The sequence below is a fragment of the Aquimarina gracilis genome (genome assembly GCF_035285365.1).
GTDB classification, from domain to species: Bacteria; Bacteroidota; Bacteroidia; order Flavobacteriales; family Flavobacteriaceae; genus Aquimarina; species Aquimarina gracilis.
Map to the genome: position 1 here is coordinate 261,431 of NZ_JAYKLX010000005.1, position 19,688 is coordinate 281,118.

At 34.1% G+C, this 19,688-nt stretch carries 17 protein-coding genes; 3 read left to right on the plus strand and 14 right to left on the minus strand.

Translation table 11 applies throughout. The features are described from left to right. Positions 1-248: 248 nt before the first annotated feature. From U6A24_RS11725 to U6A24_RS11740, 4 genes are read right to left on the minus strand one after another with little or no spacing between them, the layout of a single operon-like run. Positions 249-2,057: a hypothetical protein gene (locus U6A24_RS11725; RefSeq protein WP_324180159.1), complete on the minus strand. Its 1,809-nt coding sequence runs from the start codon at positions 2,055-2,057 to the stop codon at positions 249-251. Positions 2,058-2,092: 35 nt separating this feature from the next. After that, the gene (locus U6A24_RS11730) at positions 2,093-3,298 is read right to left on the minus strand and encodes a DUF4249 domain-containing protein (protein ID WP_324180160.1); all 1,206 of its coding nucleotides are present in this window, start codon (positions 3,296-3,298) and stop codon (positions 2,093-2,095) included. Positions 3,299-3,302: 4 nt separating this feature from the next. Next, positions 3,303-6,071: a TonB-dependent receptor gene (locus U6A24_RS11735; protein ID WP_324180161.1), complete on the minus strand. Its 2,769-nt coding sequence runs from the start codon at positions 6,069-6,071 to the stop codon at positions 3,303-3,305. Between the two features lies 1 nt (position 6,072). Further along, the gene (locus U6A24_RS11740) at positions 6,073-6,828 is read right to left on the minus strand and encodes a hypothetical protein (RefSeq protein WP_324180162.1); all 756 of its coding nucleotides are present in this window, start codon (positions 6,826-6,828) and stop codon (positions 6,073-6,075) included. A gap of 273 nt (positions 6,829-7,101) precedes the next feature. Between U6A24_RS11740 and U6A24_RS11745 the strand changes: the two genes are divergently transcribed. The 3 genes from U6A24_RS11745 (at position 7,102) to U6A24_RS11755 (ending at position 11,214) form a co-directional block, all read left to right on the plus strand. After that, positions 7,102-8,826 carry an amidohydrolase family protein gene (locus tag U6A24_RS11745; RefSeq protein WP_324180163.1) on the plus strand — a complete coding sequence of 575 codons (1,725 nt, stop codon included), beginning with the start codon at positions 7,102-7,104 and terminating at the stop codon, positions 8,824-8,826. Positions 8,827-8,906: 80 nt separating this feature from the next. Further along, positions 8,907-10,247, plus strand: a complete 1,341-nt coding sequence (locus tag U6A24_RS11750; RefSeq protein ID WP_324180164.1) for a M28 family peptidase — start codon at positions 8,907-8,909, stop codon at positions 10,245-10,247. Between the two features lie 34 nt (positions 10,248-10,281). Then, a complete protein-coding gene (locus U6A24_RS11755) occupies positions 10,282-11,214 on the plus strand; it encodes an alpha/beta hydrolase (protein WP_324180165.1) in 933 nt (310 codons plus the stop codon). Positions 11,215-11,256: 42 nt separating this feature from the next. Here the strand turns inward: U6A24_RS11755 and U6A24_RS11760 are convergent, their stop codons facing one another. From U6A24_RS11760 to U6A24_RS11805, 10 genes are all read right to left on the minus strand, one after another. After that, positions 11,257-11,616 (minus strand): DoxX family protein, encoded by a 360-nt coding sequence (locus U6A24_RS11760; RefSeq protein ID WP_324180166.1) that lies wholly within the window; start codon positions 11,614-11,616, stop codon positions 11,257-11,259. Positions 11,617-11,619: 3 nt separating this feature from the next. After that, the gene (locus tag U6A24_RS11765; RefSeq protein WP_324180167.1) at positions 11,620-12,162 is read right to left on the minus strand and encodes a GNAT family N-acetyltransferase; all 543 of its coding nucleotides are present in this window, start codon (positions 12,160-12,162) and stop codon (positions 11,620-11,622) included. A 62-nt stretch (positions 12,163-12,224) separates the two neighbouring features. Beyond that, positions 12,225-12,755 (minus strand): STM3941 family protein, encoded by a 531-nt coding sequence (locus tag U6A24_RS11770; RefSeq protein WP_324180168.1) that lies wholly within the window; start codon positions 12,753-12,755, stop codon positions 12,225-12,227. A 9-nt stretch (positions 12,756-12,764) separates the two neighbouring features. Further along, complete coding sequence (locus U6A24_RS11775; protein WP_324180169.1) at positions 12,765-13,244, minus strand: DUF1905 domain-containing protein; 480 nt, start codon at positions 13,242-13,244, stop codon at positions 12,765-12,767. Positions 13,245-13,409: 165 nt separating this feature from the next. Then, positions 13,410-13,955, minus strand: a complete 546-nt coding sequence (locus tag U6A24_RS11780) for an AAA family ATPase (protein WP_324180170.1) — start codon at positions 13,953-13,955, stop codon at positions 13,410-13,412. A 30-nt stretch (positions 13,956-13,985) separates the two neighbouring features. Next, positions 13,986-14,426 (minus strand): GNAT family N-acetyltransferase, encoded by a 441-nt coding sequence (locus U6A24_RS11785; protein WP_324180171.1) that lies wholly within the window; start codon positions 14,424-14,426, stop codon positions 13,986-13,988. Between the two features lie 79 nt (positions 14,427-14,505). Then, positions 14,506-15,030, minus strand: a complete 525-nt coding sequence (locus U6A24_RS11790) for a DUF4269 domain-containing protein (RefSeq protein ID WP_324180172.1) — start codon at positions 15,028-15,030, stop codon at positions 14,506-14,508. 39 nt (positions 15,031-15,069) lie between these two features. Next, a complete protein-coding gene (locus U6A24_RS11795; RefSeq protein WP_324180173.1) occupies positions 15,070-15,492 on the minus strand; it encodes a DUF4174 domain-containing protein in 423 nt (140 codons plus the stop codon). A 28-nt stretch (positions 15,493-15,520) separates the two neighbouring features. Continuing rightward, positions 15,521-16,051: a CIA30 family protein gene (locus U6A24_RS11800; RefSeq protein ID WP_324180174.1), complete on the minus strand. Its 531-nt coding sequence runs from the start codon at positions 16,049-16,051 to the stop codon at positions 15,521-15,523. A 33-nt stretch (positions 16,052-16,084) separates the two neighbouring features. Next, a complete protein-coding gene (locus U6A24_RS11805; protein WP_324180175.1) occupies positions 16,085-18,799 on the minus strand; it encodes a phosphoenolpyruvate carboxylase in 2,715 nt (904 codons plus the stop codon). Positions 18,800-19,688 lie beyond the last annotated feature (889 nt).

Consider the following 19,688-nt stretch of genomic DNA (forward strand, 5'->3'; position numbering starts at 1 on the left):
TCTAGACCTTTGATATTTATCTACAATAACAATAGTCAAAACTTATAATTGAGTTTAATTGGTGTAAGAACTGTCCCTCAAAGTTCTTTTAAATCTACTTAATGATAACTCAAAAATGAAAAATAAAAACTATAAACAATGTTAATAAAAGAATAAATCATTGTTATGTGTTATTTTTTCCAGGTGATATGTCTTTAATAGAAGCGTGATGATATCCTACAATTTCTAGAAGAGTTTTGCCTATCTATTTATCTCATTATTCCTGTTGCTTGTGCTTGTCGAACCTTAAAATTTTTCTTAATAGAAATAGGAGTTCCATTATTTGTAAAACCTTCTACAGATATTTCATAATCTCCAACAACATCCGAAGTAAAAAAATCTATAATCTTCTCACTATTTTTATTCGTCTTTATCTTTGGTTGCCAAAGCAACTGATGCCTATAGTCTGGAAGGCGATCATATTTTTTTTCCTTGTCATAAGTTTGTTTAAAATATCTCTTTTCTCTTAAAGGAGGTATAAGTTTCGAAACCGCAGTACTACTATTTTTAGAATTTTTATGAAAGTCGGTATTTATTGTCTTCACCACGAGTACCCCATCATAAGTTTTGGATCCCAAATAATATTGATTTCTTATAAAGCCAATACTCTTTACGTTTCTGGCATCAAAATTTATAACCTCCTCGTGATCCTGAATTACTAAACCATCGACCAAAACCAGTGGTAAAAGATTATCATCTTTTTGCCCGGGGTAGTTACTTTGTATTGCAAACACAAAACTTCCTTTATTAGTCTTCCTTATCCACACCCCATCAACAATCTCAATTATACTTTCTTTTACAGTTGGGAACCTCGTATATTCATCAAGATCATAATTTGTAATTCCTTCTCCATAAAAAGACGCGCCCCTTGAGGCCTCTGGTATTGTATCTGGCTTTACATTAAAAAAGCTATTATCTATTTGATTATGAATACTACGATTTAAGATTTCTTCTTTTAATCCAGAGGTGAGTTTTAATTCGTGCCATTCAAGATTTTCGAGGTTTATTTCAGGAATATCTTCAATATGTAAAGAATAGTCGTTCTTATTATCTCCCAGTACCTGGAGATGAATTCCTCCTTCTTTATATTCTGCTTCTTGTGTAAATATAAAGCCTCCGTTTTTGTTGGTTGAAATAATATTTATATTGCTTGTTCTTCCTGGAACCGAAATAGCAATATTTACATCTGATACTGATATCCCCGATTTTTTGGGTATAATCTTTCCGTATATCAACTCTCCTCTCATTTCGGGAAGGAAGACAAAATCTCCTAATTCCTTCTGAGGCGCGGAGACTTCAGGATAGTGCCCAGAATAATCCTCAGCACTCAATTTTATTGCTTTGGCAAACCCACTCTTTTTTCTTACCGATACCGAGTAATGAATACTTTCGTTATAACGATTCTCAACTTTCAATTGTACCCGAGATCTTTTTGAATAAATGGTATCATCAATAGATATTAATATCTTTGCTACCTTGGTTTCCTTTTCTTTCAATTCATCGATACCCTTTATAGAATTGATCAAAACACTATTCGAATCTTTACTGGCGGTAATTTCTTCAGAGTTGGATTGATAAGGGTTTACAATATTTAGATCTCCCTTAAAAAAGTAAGAGTCCCCCCTATTTAACATCCATTGTGTATACGCAATAAGTTTATAACTTCCTGAAGGAATTGAAACGGGCACAAAGAAATCTCCTTGTCCGGTGCCTTTATTTAAAAGTATTTTTTGATCATATACTGATATCCCTTCTTGATTAATCAACCGAACATAAGCCAATTTACTTAAACGGCTTAATTGTTTGTTATTTGTATTTACACAATATAGTTTATAATAAAGATACTCTCCTGCAAACAACAAAGAACTATTATAATGTATAAATAGTTTTTCTGCGGGCATCAAATTATAGCCTATTACATCTCCTTCTGTCTTAAGCTTTGACTGCCTTTGCGAATATCCAAAGATGTGTATAAATAAAAAGGCGAATAGCAAAAATTTTGTTTGTAAGGCTATCATTCTATATAAAACTTTAACTAACAATTTATTACGCATTAATCTATCCAAAATTCAGGTACGGCACTACTTCCAAAAACGGTACAATCTCCACATGGTCTTGGAACAAAAACTAAACTTCCTTCATCTTCTGTATCTCCTCGTTGCTCTTCAAGAAACCTTACGCTTCCGGTGCGTATCAACTCTTGTAAACGTACTTCAAATTCTTCTATGCTTTCTCCTTCTCCTATTACTGGCGCTATTCTTTCGCAACCAGGAGAAAAACGAGGAAGACCATTGATGACATCCACTCTATTAAAAAAGATTCTTTCTTCGATAACCGATGCAACATTAAAAAAACCTAAAACTCTTGCTTCATCATTATCAATCGATGATATATTCCCGCTTATAAATCCCGGTTGCACTTGAGAAAATAAACTTTCAGACTCAGAAAAATTGGCCAGTGTTTCATAAAAACCATGAGCCGCTCTCGATTGAACAAATTGTCGTACCAAAACACTATATCGATCTGCAACGCGAATATCTTCACCTTCAATAAAATGAAGTAAAAAACCAGTGACTCGATCTTCAGACAATGTATTTGTATTGGTAAGGATAATATCGTCAGACGATCTACTGTTGAAACATATATCCTGCCCTGGGGGTCTATCAACAAATTCTAATGAAGTGGTTAAATCTACAGGAACCCAAAATGGAGCTACAATTTTATAAGTTTCTTCAAACCGATATCTATAATACACCGAGTTTCCACTGGGATCAAAACTATCTACCAAAATACCTACACCTTCTTTTCCATTATCACCAAACATTCTCACAGGATACACTCTTTCAATTGAAGAAGTTGTGCTTGGTAACGATTCTGTTCCCGAAACGTACATTTTTCCATCAGAAGTCTCAATAGATAGTTGATAATCTTTATTTGAAACAGCGGCAAATGGATTAACAGACCTATAGATTCCAGGAAACACTTCTTCAAAAAGAAATTCTGTATTTCCATCTTCTATGACTTTGACAACCGCTCCTTGTTCTGCCAAGGGACCATTATCCTCAAACCTATATGTTCTAGTAAGCTTAATCTCCTGGGTTCTTAACTCATTGGTTATGGTTGTATTAACTACAAGAATATTTTCTGAATCCCCACTTTCCACTTCAAACTCCTCTACACAACTTGAGTACAGCAAGCAAATGAGCAAGAAAAACATTCTATAGTGATAATTATTAATCTGTAAGATGGAAAACTTCATTATCCTAAAATTTAAAGTTATAAGTGATGGAAGGAATTGGAATCGAGAAAACCGAACTCTGCAAACCCTTCACTTCTCCATCTTCAGTAACAAAGTACACCGAAAGCGGGTTATTACGTCCTAAGACGTTATAAACAGAAATCGTCCAAAAACCATGTGCCAGTTTGTTTCTTTTATGGTTTCCTTCTATATTAAGTCCAATATCCAAACGATAAAAGTCGGGGATTCTGAACTTATTTCGGGCGCTAAAAACTGCAAACTCGGTATCGTCAAAACTGAAAGTTCCTATTGGAAAGGTAACTGGTCTCCCTGTTTGATATACAAAATTTGTTGATACGCTAAATCGCTTGGTAAACTTATAATTGGTTACCAAACTAAAATCATGAGGTTTATCGAAATTCGAAGGGAAAAAATCTCCATTATTAACGCGTTCTTCATCAAAAGGGCTATCCAACTGTAGAAAAGATCTCGAATAGGTATACCCTAACCAGCCATACAGCTTTCCTTTTTGCTTTTTAAGTAAAAATTCAACCCCATATGCTTTACCTTTTCCTTGCAAAACCTCGGTTTCTATATTTTCATTGAGTAATATTTCTGCTCCAGTCTTAAAGTCCAAGATATTTTCTGAACGTTTATAAAACCCTTCAAGGCTCATCTCGAACATAGCATCTGCAAAATTTTTATATAGACCCAATGAATATTGTTGTGAGCTTTGAGGTTCTATATTTAAGTCTGAAAGTTTCCACGTGTCAATTGGCGAAACGGTAGTATTATTAGAAAGGGTATGAATGTATTGAAAAGTTTTATTGTATGATGCTTTAACAGAAAAATCATCTGTAAAAAGATATCGTGCAGAAACTCTGGTTTCGGGACCTCCATAGGTCTTTATTACCTCATTATTATCAAAGGTCAAGGTTTCGACTATGGTACCTTCATCTTTAGGTACACCTTCCTGAAAAACATTTTGAGTACCCGATCCAAGAGCATTATAGAGAGAATATCTAATTCCTGCGTTAAGCGTAAATCCTTTGAATATATCAATTTCTGAAGCAATAAATGCTCCCGATTCTAGTCCTCTTTCTTTTTCAATCTCAAGAGGATCAATTATAGATTCTGGCCCTTTTGGTTGTAATGTACCTGGATTTACTTCGTATAATTTTCCTGACACCCCATAATCCAATTTTATCTTATCATTGTATAAATATTTGAACTGTAATTTCAGCTCAGACTCGTTAATTTTATATCCAAGTTCAAAATCATTATCTGCATCACCATCAAATTCAATATCAAAACTATATTGACTATTGGAAGCAGCTACTTTTACGCTGTTCTTTTCATTAAATCTATGATTCAATCGAAGTGAAAATGCTCTATTGCCATAAACATATAGAGAGTCTGATGTAATACTAAAATCATCTCTGCTCCAATACGCTGTAGCTTCAATTTTTGTTTTATCGCCAATCTGATGATTATATTTTGCAATGGCATCATAAAATGAAGCTTCACTATTCTTTAAAGATTCTTCATCCAATGAACTTAGAATCCAATTAGCATATGCTCCCCTACCTCCAATCATTATTCCCGACTTATTCTTAACTACTGGAATTTCTGCCAATAAATTCCCCGTTACAGGTCCTATAGAACCTTCTACAGCAACCTTTTCTTTACTGGCATCTTTCGTTTTTAAATCAAAAACCGAGGATAATCGACCACCATATTCAACCGGGATGCTACTTTTGTAAATATTGGCTTCTCCCAAAGCAAAAGGGTTTAATGCAGAAAAAATCCCGAAAAAATGTTGAGGATTGTATATTACAGCATCGTCTAGCAATATTAAATTTTGATCAGATTTTCCTCCCCTAACATTGTAACCATTTGCACCTTCACCTGCTGTCGTTATGCCTGGTAATGTAGTCGCTACTTTAAGCACATTTCTTTCTCCCAAAGCCAAAGGAATATTTTTGGACTCTTTTACATCAATCTCGGTTTTGGTAACAGTATTATCAACATTAGTGTTTTTTTCGGATTCCAAAATTACTTCGTCCAACAACTCAACCCTTTCTTTTACAGCAATGTTCAGCGTACCATCATTATAAATGATCACATTTTTTTTAATGCGCTCCATTCCCAATGCATCGATTTCTATGAGATACTGCCCCCCCTTTATAGACATCACAAAAAATCCATTTTTATCTGTCTGTACTCCCAAATCTCTTCCGTTAACAATTATCTTGGCATCTGCAACACCTCTTTGAGTTTGTTTATTGCTTATACGTCCCGAGATATTAAAACTCTTTTGATTGCTATTTGCAACCGATTTCCCTATTCTTATTATCTCACTACCGGCATTGTTTACTTTACTACTTAAAATATTCCCAAAGCTTTGTGATTGCGTTATAATGTTATTCTCTTTTACTTTATCAGTCTCTTCATCAATAATAAAACCATCGGGGAGGTAATCATAGATACGATTGTTCCTGGTTAAAATAACTCTTCGCTCTTTTTCAATAATGAAAAAATTAAGCAGTGTATCTTTAAAAAGATCGCTAAGCACTACATTAATATCTGCATTTTCATAATTTCTTGATATTGACTGATATTCTTCTAACCAAGAATCCTGAAAAAAGAAAGTATATTTAGATTTTTCTTCGATCTTCTCTATTGCTGTCAGTAAATCTATATTTTCAAAAGATAGTGTTATGGAGATTTCAGTATTCTGGGCGTAAATACTTTGAATACATAAAACAAACGCTACTATATATTTCTTTATCATCTTAGAAGTCATTTTTTAATAATGATTCGCTAGCGATTCTTTCAAATAAACCTTTCATGAAACTATCGGGTTCGGTCTTTTTTAAAATTTTATTATTACCGTAGTATAGCTTAACGTCTTGTTTTGTATCTGGAAAGATTTCTATGATATCATTTTTGGATTTTACGACATGATATGTGCTGTCATAAAACAAAATATAAGTATACTCTTTTATAAATTCGAAATAGATTTTACTTCCACCAAGGTCTTCTATTCTTTTTTTTCGATTTTTTTTGAGCTTTTTATAAAGGGTCATATCAGAATTTTCATATACAATTTGATAAAAACCCCTTGTAATCTCTTTTGTATTTCCAATATTTTTTAGTGATCTAAATTCGAAACCCTCTATTTCAAAATGAGAGATATTGCTCTTAATAAGTTCTAGGATAGCAGTAGACGACTTCGACTTTAAAGAGACCAATAAGTTATCTGTTTCCAAATTGTATTTTAAAGGAATATCATAGTACGTTTGCCCTTTATATATTATGGTTCCCAGTAAGACTTTATCCGACAAAAAAAAGGGGTGTCGATTGGCAAATATCTTGTTGATATCTGTATCTATGTATTTTTTTCCATTAAATAGTCCTGTATACTCCCTTCCGATCATATTGTCAAACCAGACATAACTGGTTTTATACTCTTTATCAATCTGCCCAAAGAATAAAGAAGGGAACAACAGAAAAGCACATATGCTTTTTGTTACATGTTTTGTAATCATTTCGCCCCGAGATATTTTTGTCTGTAATTTTGCAGGTTATCCTCAAAAGATATCCTTAACCAACTATCACTATTTAAAAGTAAGCTGAAATAATTTATATTATGTTAACGAAAAACACTACAACGTTTTCGTGTTAATAAGTTTAATGTTATTCGATTAGAATTGGATAATAGCACTAACATTATATGATTCGAAGTGCTATAAAATGTATTCTTATTGGTTATAAAAATACAAAGTGATTATTTTTATGCTAAATTAAACTAACTCTACTCCATGAAAAAAGGCATATTGTTTTGTATTCTGTTTGTAGTAAACACTACTAATCTCATTTCACAATCTACATTAATAAAAAATACAACGATTATCGATGTAGTAAAAGAAAAAATTATTCCAAATCAAAATATATTAATTGATGGGGAAACAATTTCGGCAATCTCTTCAAAAAATATAAAGGTCAAAGAGAATACAATAATCATAGACGGTACCGATAAATTTATCTTACCAGGAATGATCGATACGCATATACATTTTTTTCAAACAGGAAGCCTATATACTCGCCCTGACGCCCTAGATCTAAAACATGTTTTTTCTTATGAAGATGAAATACAATTTGCAAAAGATATCATTCCTGATAATTTCAAAAGATACCTAAGATTAGGGATTACGTCTGTTATGGACATGGGAGGACCTTTTTTCAATTTTACCATTCGAGATAGTATTGCCAAAAACGATGTTTCTCCTAATGTATATGTAACAGGCCCATTATTCTCTCCTTATCAACCAAAAGCATTCTCAGAACTTGAAGATACTCCTATAAAACAAATTAATTCAATAGCACAAGCTACTGCACTTTTTAATAAAATGATTTCATATAAACCTGATTTTATAAAAATCTGGTACATAACAAGCAAAAAATTTCCGGCAGAAAAGACATACCCTATTGTAAAACACATTGCTAGTTTAACTCATAAAAATGGATTACCCCTTGCCATACATGCAACAGATTTAAAGACGGCAAAACTCGCTATAAAAGCAGGTGCAAATATCCTGGTGCATAGCGTGAGAGATGAAATCGTAGATAAAGAGTTCATTGATCTCTTGAAAAATAACTCGGTAACATATATCCCTACACTCATTGTTTCTAAAAACTATGGAAAATCATTTCTCGGCAAACCTGATAATCATCCCCAAGACTTAGCATTCGCCCATCCTTCAGTATATCGTTCTTTAACAGATATGAATAAATTAAATGACACTGAAGTTCCTGAAAGAATCAGAAAATTACGTAAAGATCGTAAATGGTTGGAAAGACGGTATCAAAAGGCTGACAGTATCATGTTTTTGAATTTAAAAATTCTGACAGATAATAAGATCAATATTGCAACAGGCACAGATGCCGGAAACATAGGTACTATACACGCTTCATCATATATTCAGGAGATCGAAGCAATGCAAAAGTCAGGCATATCCAATATGAATATCATCAAGGCATCTACCCTTAATGCAGCCAAAGGGTTTGGATTGGACAATAAGCTCGGTTCTATCACTGAAGAAAAACTTGCAGACCTGATAATCTTAAACAAAAACCCAATAGAGAATATTCAAAATCTGAATACTATTTACGAAGTCATTAAAAGCGGTAAAGTATTGGACATAAAAAATCTGATACAAGAAACTCCAGAGCAGATTGTTCAACGCCAGGTAAACGCTTATAATGCAAGAGATATCAATGCATTTATGGCTACTTATGCAGATGACATCAAGATATACCACTTTCCAGATAAACTTGTACTCGATGGAAAAGAGAAAATGCGTCAACAATATAAATCTTTGTTTGAACGTGTGCCTAATTTATATTGCGAGATCAAAAATCGAATTACATTAGACAACAAGGTTGTTGATCGAGAACACGTAAGGATTAATGATAAAAACTCTGACTTAATAGCTATTTATGAAATTAATGACGGTAAAATTTCTAAAATAACCTTCATAAAATAAGATCGTTCCTCTTATAAATTTGTTAAGAAACTCTCCTTGCAAGTCAACTTTATTTAAATTAGGCGATCAAATTAACACAAATGAAGACATTCTTTACCTCGACTTTACTTTTAGTTTCCACAGTTTTAATAGCACAAACCGATCAAAAAATATATGACATCATCGATGCAGTTTCTGCACAAAGAATAGAAAAAGATATTAAAACTCTAGCCGGTTTTGGTACACGCCACACTCTTAGTGACACTATTTCTAATACGAGAGGAATTGGAGCAGCCAGAAGGTGGATAAAATCCCAGTTTGACAAAATTTCAAAAGATTGTAACAATTGCCTGGAGGTATTTTATCAAAAAGATTTGGTAAAAAAAGGAACCAATCAACGTATTGTAAAAGATGTTTGGGTAGTAAATGTGGTTGCTATACAAAGAGGAACCAAATACCCTAATCGCTTTATTATGATGAGCGGGGATATTGATTCTCGTATTTCAGACCCAACAAATTATACCGACGATTCTCCTGGTGCTAATGATAATGCCAGCGGAATGGCCGGAGCTATTGAAGCAGCACGGGTGTTGTCTAAGTATAAATTCGAGAATAGTATCATTTATGTTGGATTATCTGGAGAAGAACAAGGGCTTTTTGGAGGACAAGGACTGGCAAAATATGCTAAAGAAAAAAATTGGGATATTACAGGAGTCATGAATAATGATATGATCGGAAATATTAAAGGAGTTGACGGAGTAATTGATAATCGAACCTTTAGGATATTCTCTGAACCTGTACCCCCGACTGAAACCGAAAAACAACGTAGATCCAGGCGTTTTTATGGAGGCGAAGTAGATGGTATTTCCCGGCAACTAGCTAGATATGTTCATAAAACAGTAAAAACCTACATGCCCGAGATGAACCCTATGCTTGTATATAGATTAGATCGTTTTGGACGTGGGGGCCATCACAGGCCATTTAATGATGCTGGTTTTGCTGGCATTCGTATCATGGAAGCCCATGAAAACTATACACAACAGCACCAAGATATTCGGAAAGAAAACGGGATTAAATATGGAGACGTTGTGGAGCATGTTAATTTTGATTATGCCGCCAAACTCACCGCTGTAAACGCCATTAATCTTGCCAGTATAGCTTCTGCCCCTCCTACAGTTACAGAATTGGAAATCGGAGGAATTGTAGAGCCCGCAGCCAAATTTAGATGGAAAATGATAAAAGACAACGATATTAAAGGGTATAAAATATATTGGCGAGACACCACTTCCCCTACCTGGGATCACAGTCGTTTTGTAGGAAATGTTGATAATTTTGTACTTAAAGGAATCGTTATTGATAATTATCTATTTGGAATAAGTACCGTGGGTAAAAACGGATACGAAAGCCCTGTTGTGTTTCCTTCAAAAATTTTTAGAGAATAGTTTTTACCACATAAACCAATAAAAAACTTAAATAATGAACCTTTTAAAATTAATTTTAGCCACTACAATTGTTTCCTTTATTTCCTGTAAAGAACAGTCAAAAACCAATGACATTGCAGCAAAAGGAACATCTGAAAAAAATGTTCTAAAAGAAAACGAAATTGTGATCCACAAAAGTTTTAAATCAAAACATGTGGATGCTCGAAATGTTGAAGTTTTCTTACCTACCGGATATGATGCAACCTCATCAAACAAATACAAAGTTCTCTACATGCATGATGGTCAAAATGTTTTTAACCCAAAAACATCATACACCGGAATTGATTGGGGAGTAGATGAGGCTGTGGATAGCCTGCTAAAATTGAAAAAAATTAAAAATACAATCGTCGTAGCGGCATGGAATAATGGTTCCAAGCGTTTTTCTGAATATATGCCCCAGGCCCCTAAAGAAATAAGCGAAACCAAAGAAGCAAAAGAAGGATTAAAGAAAAATACAGGTTTTGATAAACTCTTTTCTGATGCTTACCTTAAATTTCTTGTCGAAGAATTGAAACCTTTTATAGATAGAACATATAATGTTTCAACCAAACCTGAAGACACCTCTATTATGGGATCCTCTATGGGTGGCCTCATATCGTTGTACGCTATATGTAAATACCCTGATGTTTTTGGTGCTGCTGGGTGTGTGTCTACTCATTGGCCCGTATTTATATTAGGAGAAGCATATATGAGTACTTTACCTTCTACCCTTCCCGATCCTTCTAATCATAAAATTTACTTCGATTTTGGTACCGAAACTTTGGATGCACAATATGAACCTCATCAAATTAAAGTTGATCAAATGATGGCCAGTAAGGGGTATACCAGAGGAGAAAATTGGATTACTAAAAAATTTGAAGGTGCAGACCATAGTGAAAAGAGTTGGAAAGCCCGCATACACATCCCACTAGAGTTTTTATTAAAGTAAGAATTTTATTATTATAGAAATCTGTTGCAAAATGATTTACAACTAAAAAGGGGCCTTTATCTTGTGAAGGTAAACATATGAAATAATCAATATCGCAATCAACACCAGATTGATAAGGTTAATAAATATTGGATCTTTATGTGCAAAATGAGCAACAATCGCAGTGATAAAAAATAACCCCACTCCTGCATAGGCCCATTCCTTTATTCCCGTTGGGATCTGAGGTACTAAAAGTACAGCGACAGCAATAATCTTTAATACCGCCAACTGAAGTCTAAAAAAATCCGGGAAACCCAGCTCTCTAATTCCTTCTATTGTTTGTTTACTATAAAGATAGGTGTAGGCGCTCCATAATAAAAATGTACACAGTATTGTGGTACTTACCCAATATGCTAATTTCATAATTTATAGTATTTCATGATTTAGTTTGCCATAATAAATCAAATCTACAATCTCTCCAGAGGTTGTCTTATAGTCCATTTTAATTACACCTTCTACCTCAAAACCACATTTTTCTGCAAGAACTTGTGCAGCTTTGTTTGAGTGATGTGTTCTAAGAAAAATCTTTTTGAAGTTAAAATGATCAAAACAATACGGTATAAAGAGTTTCATCGCCCTGGTAGTAAGTCCTTTACCCGAATATTTCTCATCGGTATAGCACCCAATTTCGGTTTTAGGGATCGACCAATCTACGTTTTTAAGATCAAAAAATGCTATGAAATCATTCGTTGTATTATCTACCAAAAGGTAAGGAAAATACTGTTTGGCTTCTCTTTTTTGAACAATTTCCTGCAAAAAAGACGCAGTCTCAGTAATGTTTGCCGTTCTAGACACGGTTCCTGTAAAAAAATCTTCCAGTCTTTTTCTATTCCTATCAACCAAGTAAAAGTAAGGTTCCAGGTCCCTTAATTCCAAGGGTCTTATGGTATAATTTTCAAAATTTATCATTCAACAAATCTATTTCCGTAATACATCAAAACCAACAATCATACCCTATCAATTTATCTGTATTAATTTTTATATTTTTCAAAATAACTATTCAACGTATTGTTCAATTCTTTTGAACTTATATCCAATCCATTGGCAGCAATATTAAAAGGAGAGTTATAATTATTGACATTAAATTGCATGATTTTCTTTCTAAAAGTATTTGATTCTTTGTCTAACCAATATTGAGGATCTTTTACCTGAATTATTAAAATTTTTGTGCTGTGAATTTTGATTTCTTCGAACCCCAAAACATCTTCCCATTTAATGAATTCTACGGGAGATTTTTTAGGATTAACACTAATACCTTCTGCGGCAATGATCAACGCAATTTCTGATTTTATTATTCTTTTGATCCCGGCAAAAATCCCTAATCCAAAAAACAATATTGCAACGATACCAATTCCTCGTATCAATATGGGGCTTTTTATTCTCCATTCTGTTAGATTATCCGCTTCAATTACAAACCATATTCCAAGGACGACAAATACAATAGAGCCAATCAATAACAAAACCGACTTTTTCTTACTGGTATAAATTTCTTTCCTTTCCATTTATCTTTATTAGTTTCGTTGGTTGTGTTGACCTTTTTGTTGATTTAGAAATTCTAAGATTTTTTGAACTTGCAAATCAATATTTTTGACCTTGATAATTGAAAATATAAGGCTTCTTTTTTTTCCATCGGTAAGTTGGTTATACATACCCTTAGCTATAGGGTCTTGTTCCAGAAGTACTTTTAAAACTTCGGGTTCCTCTACTCCCAGCGGATTAGGATCCTCAAAAATTTCGAATGAAACGATATCTCCAAGCGTCTTATTTAATTTTTTCAATTTTGCATTAGCCAGAATAATAAAGAAATTCCCATCACCCAAATGATTCAACCCACATGAATAGGAAAGATTGCCATCAATAACACACTTTAACCTGGTTGCACGTTTTTGTTCGAATTGGTTTACAACATCGGCATCGATTTTGAGATAATGATATCCTCCTTTTCTTTGTTCTAATTGTAGTATAGGTTGTTCGAATGCAAAACGCGGCATTATATAGTATCTTTATTTATTATCATATCAATTTATTAAATATATCGAATAAAATTTCATTTACACCATAAATTAAACCCTTCTACATTTTGCTTCCAATTTGAACTAATCCATAACAGAAATGCGAGATTAAAAAAGAATATTCTTTTCATTATAGTTGGTCCCTCATTTGTGGTATTTTTTTAGTTCGTTTAAAACTTTTTCTGTTTTTCTTTCTAATTCTATTCCTCCATCTATTCTGAGCACCGGACAATCAAACTTTTTGATCCAATTATTATGAATGGTAATAGATCGTCCCAAAAAATTGGGATCATCATATTTCTTTGCCCATTCGAGAAACTTAAGAGAGTTTTGTTGTATTTGTTTATCTGTATATAGCGATTCCCCATACCTATCAAACTCTCTTTTTTCGAGACGTTTTATTCTTATAGCAGGGTCCAGATACATAAATACTGCAAAATCAAAAATGCGCTCCCAGTATTTACCCCAACTCACCATCGATCCCACTACTATTGCTTCCTTGTGCTTGTTTAGATCGGCAATTAGATTCGCATTTCGTTGATCCAAAGGCACTTTTTCGATAAACGGCGGTTTTGTTGGTTTCCAATAATAATCATCAACATCCAGATGCCTAAACCCTGTATGCTTTTCGAGTTCTTTTCCCAAGGTTGTGGTTCCCGAACCAGAGGCACCAAATATTAAAATTTTCATGACTGGATTATTCTGGCTTGTAATTGTATACTACTTTAAAATTAAATCACAATTAACTTCTACATCATCAATAATAGCCCCTTTGCTTTTATAGAATTCTTGTGCTTTATTATTCCAATTTGAAACCTGCCACTTCATTTTATAACAGTTTTCTTCTTTACCCTTTTCTATAACTTTGTCAAACAGCTGGGTGCCAATTCCATCTCCTCGATAGGCATCTTTAACATATAGATCGTCTAAATAAATAGCCTTCCCTGTCCAGGAATAATACGAAAAGAAATAGGTAGCAAAACCAATGATTTCATCTTCATCAATTGCAACGAGACAATTAAATATCCCCTGATCCTTGACCATTTGCTCTGGAGTAATTTTAACTTTTTCTGGGGTTTTAATAAAAGTAGCAAACTCCTTAATTAGTCTATGCACCTCTTCAAAATCGTTTGGTAAGGCTTTTCTTATTTCAACAGTCATTGATCTTCTTTTTTACATTCAGTATTATGGTCTACACACAAAAATATATTTATTTATATCACTTTTGAAAGTACTTTGATTATACCTTAACATTTAGTAATACTGAATAAGGGTCTCCTTCTAACCCCAGTAATTTTGCAAAGGCAGGTTCGGTCTTATATCCTTCTTGTTTTAGTTTTCTGACTCTTGCCCTGAAATCTTCTCCTTTTTGGTTTAATAGTTCATATTCGATCACCATATGGCGATAGGCATGCTGTGATTTTGTAGGTATATCTTGCCCGAAAATCTCAATTTTAAAACTTTGACCAATAAAGCTTACCACCGTAGATTTGACTTCATTTTGTTTATAAGATCGTATTTTAAAATCATTTTGATGGCCAAATAGTTCGCAAAGCTGTGATGAGAATTCGATATGATTCTTGCATTGGCATATGATATCCAAATCACTTTTGGGTACATCTATTTGGATAGGAATAGTTCCTGTTAAGATTGGATCGTAGTTTTTAAGATGTTCAAAAACATTTAACCTGGTAAGTTCTCGATATGCTTCTTGTTGGCGTTTGCTCCCCGACTTTAGATATGTAATGTCACCAAAATCAAACATTGTTTTTTCTTTTACTGAAATAATGGGAATAATTAAAAGCTAGTCATTCTTTGAACGCAACTCTTGTTTTCTCATTGGCATTTGATCTATGGTTTCAAAAATCTGCCTGGCACTTACATAAGAATCAAATTTCTTTTTTATACCACCATCCAAACCAATTAAAATTACTTTAAACGTTTTTTCATCAAAATTAAATCTATCATACAGTTTCGAAGATTGAATCGGATCAGTATCCTTTACACCCAAAAAGTATGAAGTTTTGCTAATTTGATACACGATCAATTTTCTTTCTACTAATCCCGATTCATTTTTTATTAGTCCTCGTACTTGTTTTTTAAACGTATCATTATGGTACGAGTCGGCTATCACCAATAAAACACGGTCCTGCCACAGATGTTGTTTCAAATCTTGCGAAAATACCACTAGGGGCAAAAGAACTATAAGACAGCATAGTGTTTTCATACTAAAAAGATACAAAAAAAGGGAATCCCTATTGTAATTCTATTTTGTCTATTAAAAGCATAAAATCTTCGGCTTTTTTATTACCAATTAAAAAAACGATTTGTTCTATATATGCTCCAGAAAAATTAGGCTGATTTAATCTTCTTCCCCGAAACGCAGGATACATGTCTTTTAAGGGGATTTTGATTTCTTGCCATTCTCCAGAAGTTTTAAAAGGGTATACATACGAATAATAGATAGTTGTAGAAGGTTTGATCCTAAATTGATACTTCTTACCATCACCTTTTAACAGGATTTTGATGGCTGTATATTCCTTTATTGATTTTTGGGTAAATTGATACCTCACCGACGAAAATCCACCATTATTTTCTAAAGATACTGTCCCTTTAAATATTCCGAAGCCATCTTCACTTAAATCAAATGTTCCCGAAGACCTTCCTCCCATAACAATATCATCTACAATTCTCCAATACTGGATATCTGAATTTGCATTGAAGTCAAAAATGGTTTGTGAATGCATTGAAGAGGTTGCCATTATTAATACGACTAAATATTTCATTAGATTTTTTTTATTTTCTATCCATGTAACCTTTTACCCTGTGCTTTTTAATCCACCTGATAATGCATTTACAAGCAATAATAACTGTAAAAGATACTTATCCCCCTCTTGCTGGTTCGTCCCCCGGATGCTTCGCCACTTTTTTAGATAATCTATTTGTATTGCATGTAGCACTTTCAAGGCGTCATTTCTTAATTTGTTGTTTTCGAGTTTCGAAATGCGTCGTGTTTTTACAGATTCTCCCAAGATATCTTTAATTTTTTCAACACAAGCATTATAATCCATAACTATTAAATTAATCAACTCTTGCTTGACTTCTGGATCCTCAACCAAATTGGCAAAGTCATTCATAACGTCAATATCCGAGTTCAATAAATTCGACTCAATTTGAATAAGGCGATATTTCAAGAATGGCCATTCTTCTGCTAAGAGTTTTAAATGTTCAAAATCATCCGGATATTGTTTTTGAAATTCATTCAAAGCTGTTCCCATTCCAAACCAACCAGTCAGATTAAATCTGGATTGACTCCAACTAAATACCCAAGGTATAGAACGAAGATCCTCTAAAGAACGTTGACCCGTTCTACGTGCAGGTCTTGATCCAATTTTGCTTTGTTCTAAAACGTCAATAGGTGTTGCACCAGCATAAAATTCAATAAAGTTGGGATGATCAAGTAATCTTCTATAGGTGCCCCTAGCAATGTCAACCAAATTATCCATCATTTCGTAGCATCGATTATCTTTGGTTTTGCTTTTGGCTATCATAACTTGTCTCGCTGTTCCGGCAACAAACATTTCGAGATTATAAGCCGCCGTAAGGCGATTCGCAAACTGGTTGGCAATGGTTTCTCCCTGGATGGTCATTTTAATACGTCCGCTCATTGAACCTGGAGGCATACTATCCAAAAATCGGTGAATTTTTCCACCTCCACGACTAATTGTTCCTCCACGGCCATGAAAAAAACATAACTTTATACCAAGTTCTTTGGCCACTTTGGTAAGATTTTCTTCGGCTTTATAAATATTCCACCTACTGGTTAATATCCCTCCATCTTTATTGCTATCACTATAACCAAGCATTACTTCTTGGGCAAAATTTTGTGTCGCTTCGCGCTGTTTTTTAAGGAATGGATGGTTTAAATAAGCCATCAAAATCTCGGGCCCTGCCATGAGATCATCGATAGTTTCTAAAAGTGGAACCACTGGAAGATTTTCCTCTTGCAGCCCAACTTCTCTTAAAAACAAAAAAACCAATAATAAGTCACTTACATTGCGTGTCATACTTACTATTAAAGAACCAATACCTTCGGTACCATATTGATCTACATATATCTTAACCTCACGAAGATAACCAAGTACATTATCCGCTTCGGGTCCGCAAGAGGCTCCTGCAACCAAAAAAGGTCGGTTACTTTTTAATTCCTTATTCAAAAACGTTAAGCGCTTTTCTTCATCCCAATTGGTATAATCTGAACTTTCATAACCCACCGCAGCTAAAATTTGACTGATTGCCTTTTCGTGATATGCGCTATTTTGTCTAATATCAAGCTTGACTAAATGGAAACCAAAACATTGAATTATTCTTTCTACAGGAAATAACCATTGTTTAGCAATTCTGGTTGCACCTAAGTCAATAAGTAACTGCCTTAATTTTTTGAGCTCAGTAGACAATTCACCTGCCGAACTAAAATAACTAGCTTCACCAAGGGTATTGTTACCCTCAATGGTAGTATCTAACTGTAAAAGGAGTAAATTCAAAAACTGTCGTAAGGGTTCTGAAGGATTTCGCTCTATGGCTTTTTGTCCCTTGTCTCCAAATAATTTGGCTTTGGATTGGATTTCATCTAAAAAACTTTGTGGTATAGAAACTTGATAACTTGAAAAACTAAGTTTTGCAGCCAGATCAATCAGTTGATCACGAAGCATATTTAATACTGCTTTACGGTGTAATCTTAAAGTAGAACCAGTAAAATTGGCAGTGACGAATGGATGACCATCCCGATCACCTCCTACCCAACTACCAAACTGTATTAAAGGAAAATGTTCAGGCCATTCCAACAGTTCTGGTGTAAACCCTAAGCTTGTCCACGCATCAAGCAAACGCTGATCTGTTAAACGTACTGCTTCAGGAAAAACGTTTACAAAATAGTGCATCAGATTGTCTCTTTCATCTTCAAGACGTGGTTTTTGAAGATAAATTTCACCCGTGCGCCACCAACGTTCCATTAAACTAATAACTTCCTGTTTGAGGCTAGATTGCTCTAAAGTGGACCAATTTGGATTTTCTTTTTTAACTAATAACAGGTACAATTCTCGATGGATGTCTAAGACCGTTAAACGTTTTGCCTCTGTTGGATGAGCAGTCAATACCGGAACCACTTTTATTTCATTCAGTTTTTGAGCTATTTCTTTCTCATCAATTTCATTAGTTTTCCATTGATACAATGTCTCTCCCCACGAACCTCTTGTTGACTGTATACCAAATTGTGTTTCCGCTTTTCGCCGATATTGGGTAGCTGCATTTTCTTCTGCAAGGTTCAATAACTCAAAACAAATCCCAATGGCTTGAGTCAACTTTTCATTGGAATGTATGTTTCTTTCTGCAATTATGTCATTATTAAATGGTAATTTTTGAGCCAAATCTTCTTCCCCTACCGATTCCAGCATTTCTTTAAACAGAGATATCAAATAATGAAAATCGACCTTTATTTTTTCAAGCCCCTCGTACTGAAGTGATTCTTTTATCATTGAATTATTCTTTGATAGATGATTTATTTTATTGTTTCTTGTGGAATTATCTGCGAGTATTATTCCGTTAATGAAATATACAAAGATTATCGAGAGTGAGGACAAGTTATTAAGAAACAATTACCTATACTTGTTGTTATAATTTCGGTCAGCTTTATGTTCTGTTTTCCTCCCGCTAGCTCCAGAATGTTTCTGGTGCCGGTAAGAGTAAGAAGAAGTAGAGATGAGTATAAGCAAGGTTTTTATAAAAATTAATAATACGATTAAAAGCACATGAGATACGAGACACAGTCTCGCACCAGCTGAGGATAATTTTTAAGGAAAAACAGGCCTGAAACTCCGGCAGCTTATTATCCCATCAGAATGTGTTGCCGGAAAACCCGGCACAACTTTCCGAGCGGGGAATATGCTGCCGGAAAACCCGGCACGTTTTTCCGGGCCCGGAAAATGTTCCCGGGTTTTCCGGGGCGTTTTTCCCAGGTGTAGAATCATTCTAAATAATTTAAGTTACATATAACCTATGAACCATGTATTGGTCATGCTACAATGAAAAAGTTTTAAGAACAGAGAATTTTACTATTGGTATAAAACTTAACGTTTTTTATAAAAGATAAAATAGTTTTAAAGTAGATTATACTCCTGCTGGTCCTCGTATAGGCTAGCACCCGAATCCTTTCGGGTGCCGTTAATGCTTAGTAAATTACTGTAGGACAAAGTAAATAGAAAAAAGCTATGGTATCTAGGTATCATAGCTTTTTTTGTAGTAGTTAATAGAGGCACAAGTTGCAAATTTGCGCCAGCAATGGAACAAAACTGGTGACTAGAAATTTTCAGCTTAACTAGTATAACAATTTGTAAGAGAACAGATTCAATTAACCTGCGTGCCTAG

Bases quoted from the DNA above. Each gene is read 5' to 3' on its own strand.
- U6A24_RS11725 (WP_324180159.1), bottom strand. From the start codon at position 2,057: ATGATAGCCTTACAAACAAAATTTTTGCTATTCGCCTTTTTATTTATA.
- U6A24_RS11730 (WP_324180160.1), bottom strand. From the start codon at position 3,298: ATGAAGTTTTCCATCTTACAGATTAATAATTATCACTATAGAATGTTT.
- U6A24_RS11735 (WP_324180161.1), bottom strand. From the start codon at position 6,071: ATGATAAAGAAATATATAGTAGCGTTTGTTTTATGTATTCAAAGTATT.
- U6A24_RS11740 (WP_324180162.1), bottom strand. From the start codon at position 6,828: ATGATTACAAAACATGTAACAAAAAGCATATGTGCTTTTCTGTTGTTC.
- U6A24_RS11745 (WP_324180163.1), top strand. From the start codon at position 7,102: ATGAAAAAAGGCATATTGTTTTGTATTCTGTTTGTAGTAAACACTACT.
- U6A24_RS11750 (WP_324180164.1), top strand. From the start codon at position 8,907: ATGAAGACATTCTTTACCTCGACTTTACTTTTAGTTTCCACAGTTTTA.
- U6A24_RS11755 (WP_324180165.1), top strand. From the start codon at position 10,282: ATGAACCTTTTAAAATTAATTTTAGCCACTACAATTGTTTCCTTTATT.
- U6A24_RS11760 (WP_324180166.1), bottom strand. From the start codon at position 11,616: ATGAAATTAGCATATTGGGTAAGTACCACAATACTGTGTACATTTTTA.
- U6A24_RS11765 (WP_324180167.1), bottom strand. From the start codon at position 12,162: ATGATAAATTTTGAAAATTATACCATAAGACCCTTGGAATTAAGGGAC.
- U6A24_RS11770 (WP_324180168.1), bottom strand. From the start codon at position 12,755: ATGGAAAGGAAAGAAATTTATACCAGTAAGAAAAAGTCGGTTTTGTTA.
- U6A24_RS11775 (WP_324180169.1), bottom strand. From the start codon at position 13,244: ATGCCGCGTTTTGCATTCGAACAACCTATACTACAATTAGAACAAAGA.
- U6A24_RS11780 (WP_324180170.1), bottom strand. From the start codon at position 13,955: ATGAAAATTTTAATATTTGGTGCCTCTGGTTCGGGAACCACAACCTTG.
- U6A24_RS11785 (WP_324180171.1), bottom strand. From the start codon at position 14,426: ATGACTGTTGAAATAAGAAAAGCCTTACCAAACGATTTTGAAGAGGTG.
- U6A24_RS11790 (WP_324180172.1), bottom strand. From the start codon at position 15,030: ATGTTTGATTTTGGTGACATTACATATCTAAAGTCGGGGAGCAAACGC.
- U6A24_RS11795 (WP_324180173.1), bottom strand. From the start codon at position 15,492: ATGAAAACACTATGCTGTCTTATAGTTCTTTTGCCCCTAGTGGTATTT.
- U6A24_RS11800 (WP_324180174.1), bottom strand. From the start codon at position 16,051: ATGAAATATTTAGTCGTATTAATAATGGCAACCTCTTCAATGCATTCA.
- U6A24_RS11805 (WP_324180175.1), bottom strand. From the start codon at position 18,799: ATGATAAAAGAATCACTTCAGTACGAGGGGCTTGAAAAAATAAAGGTC.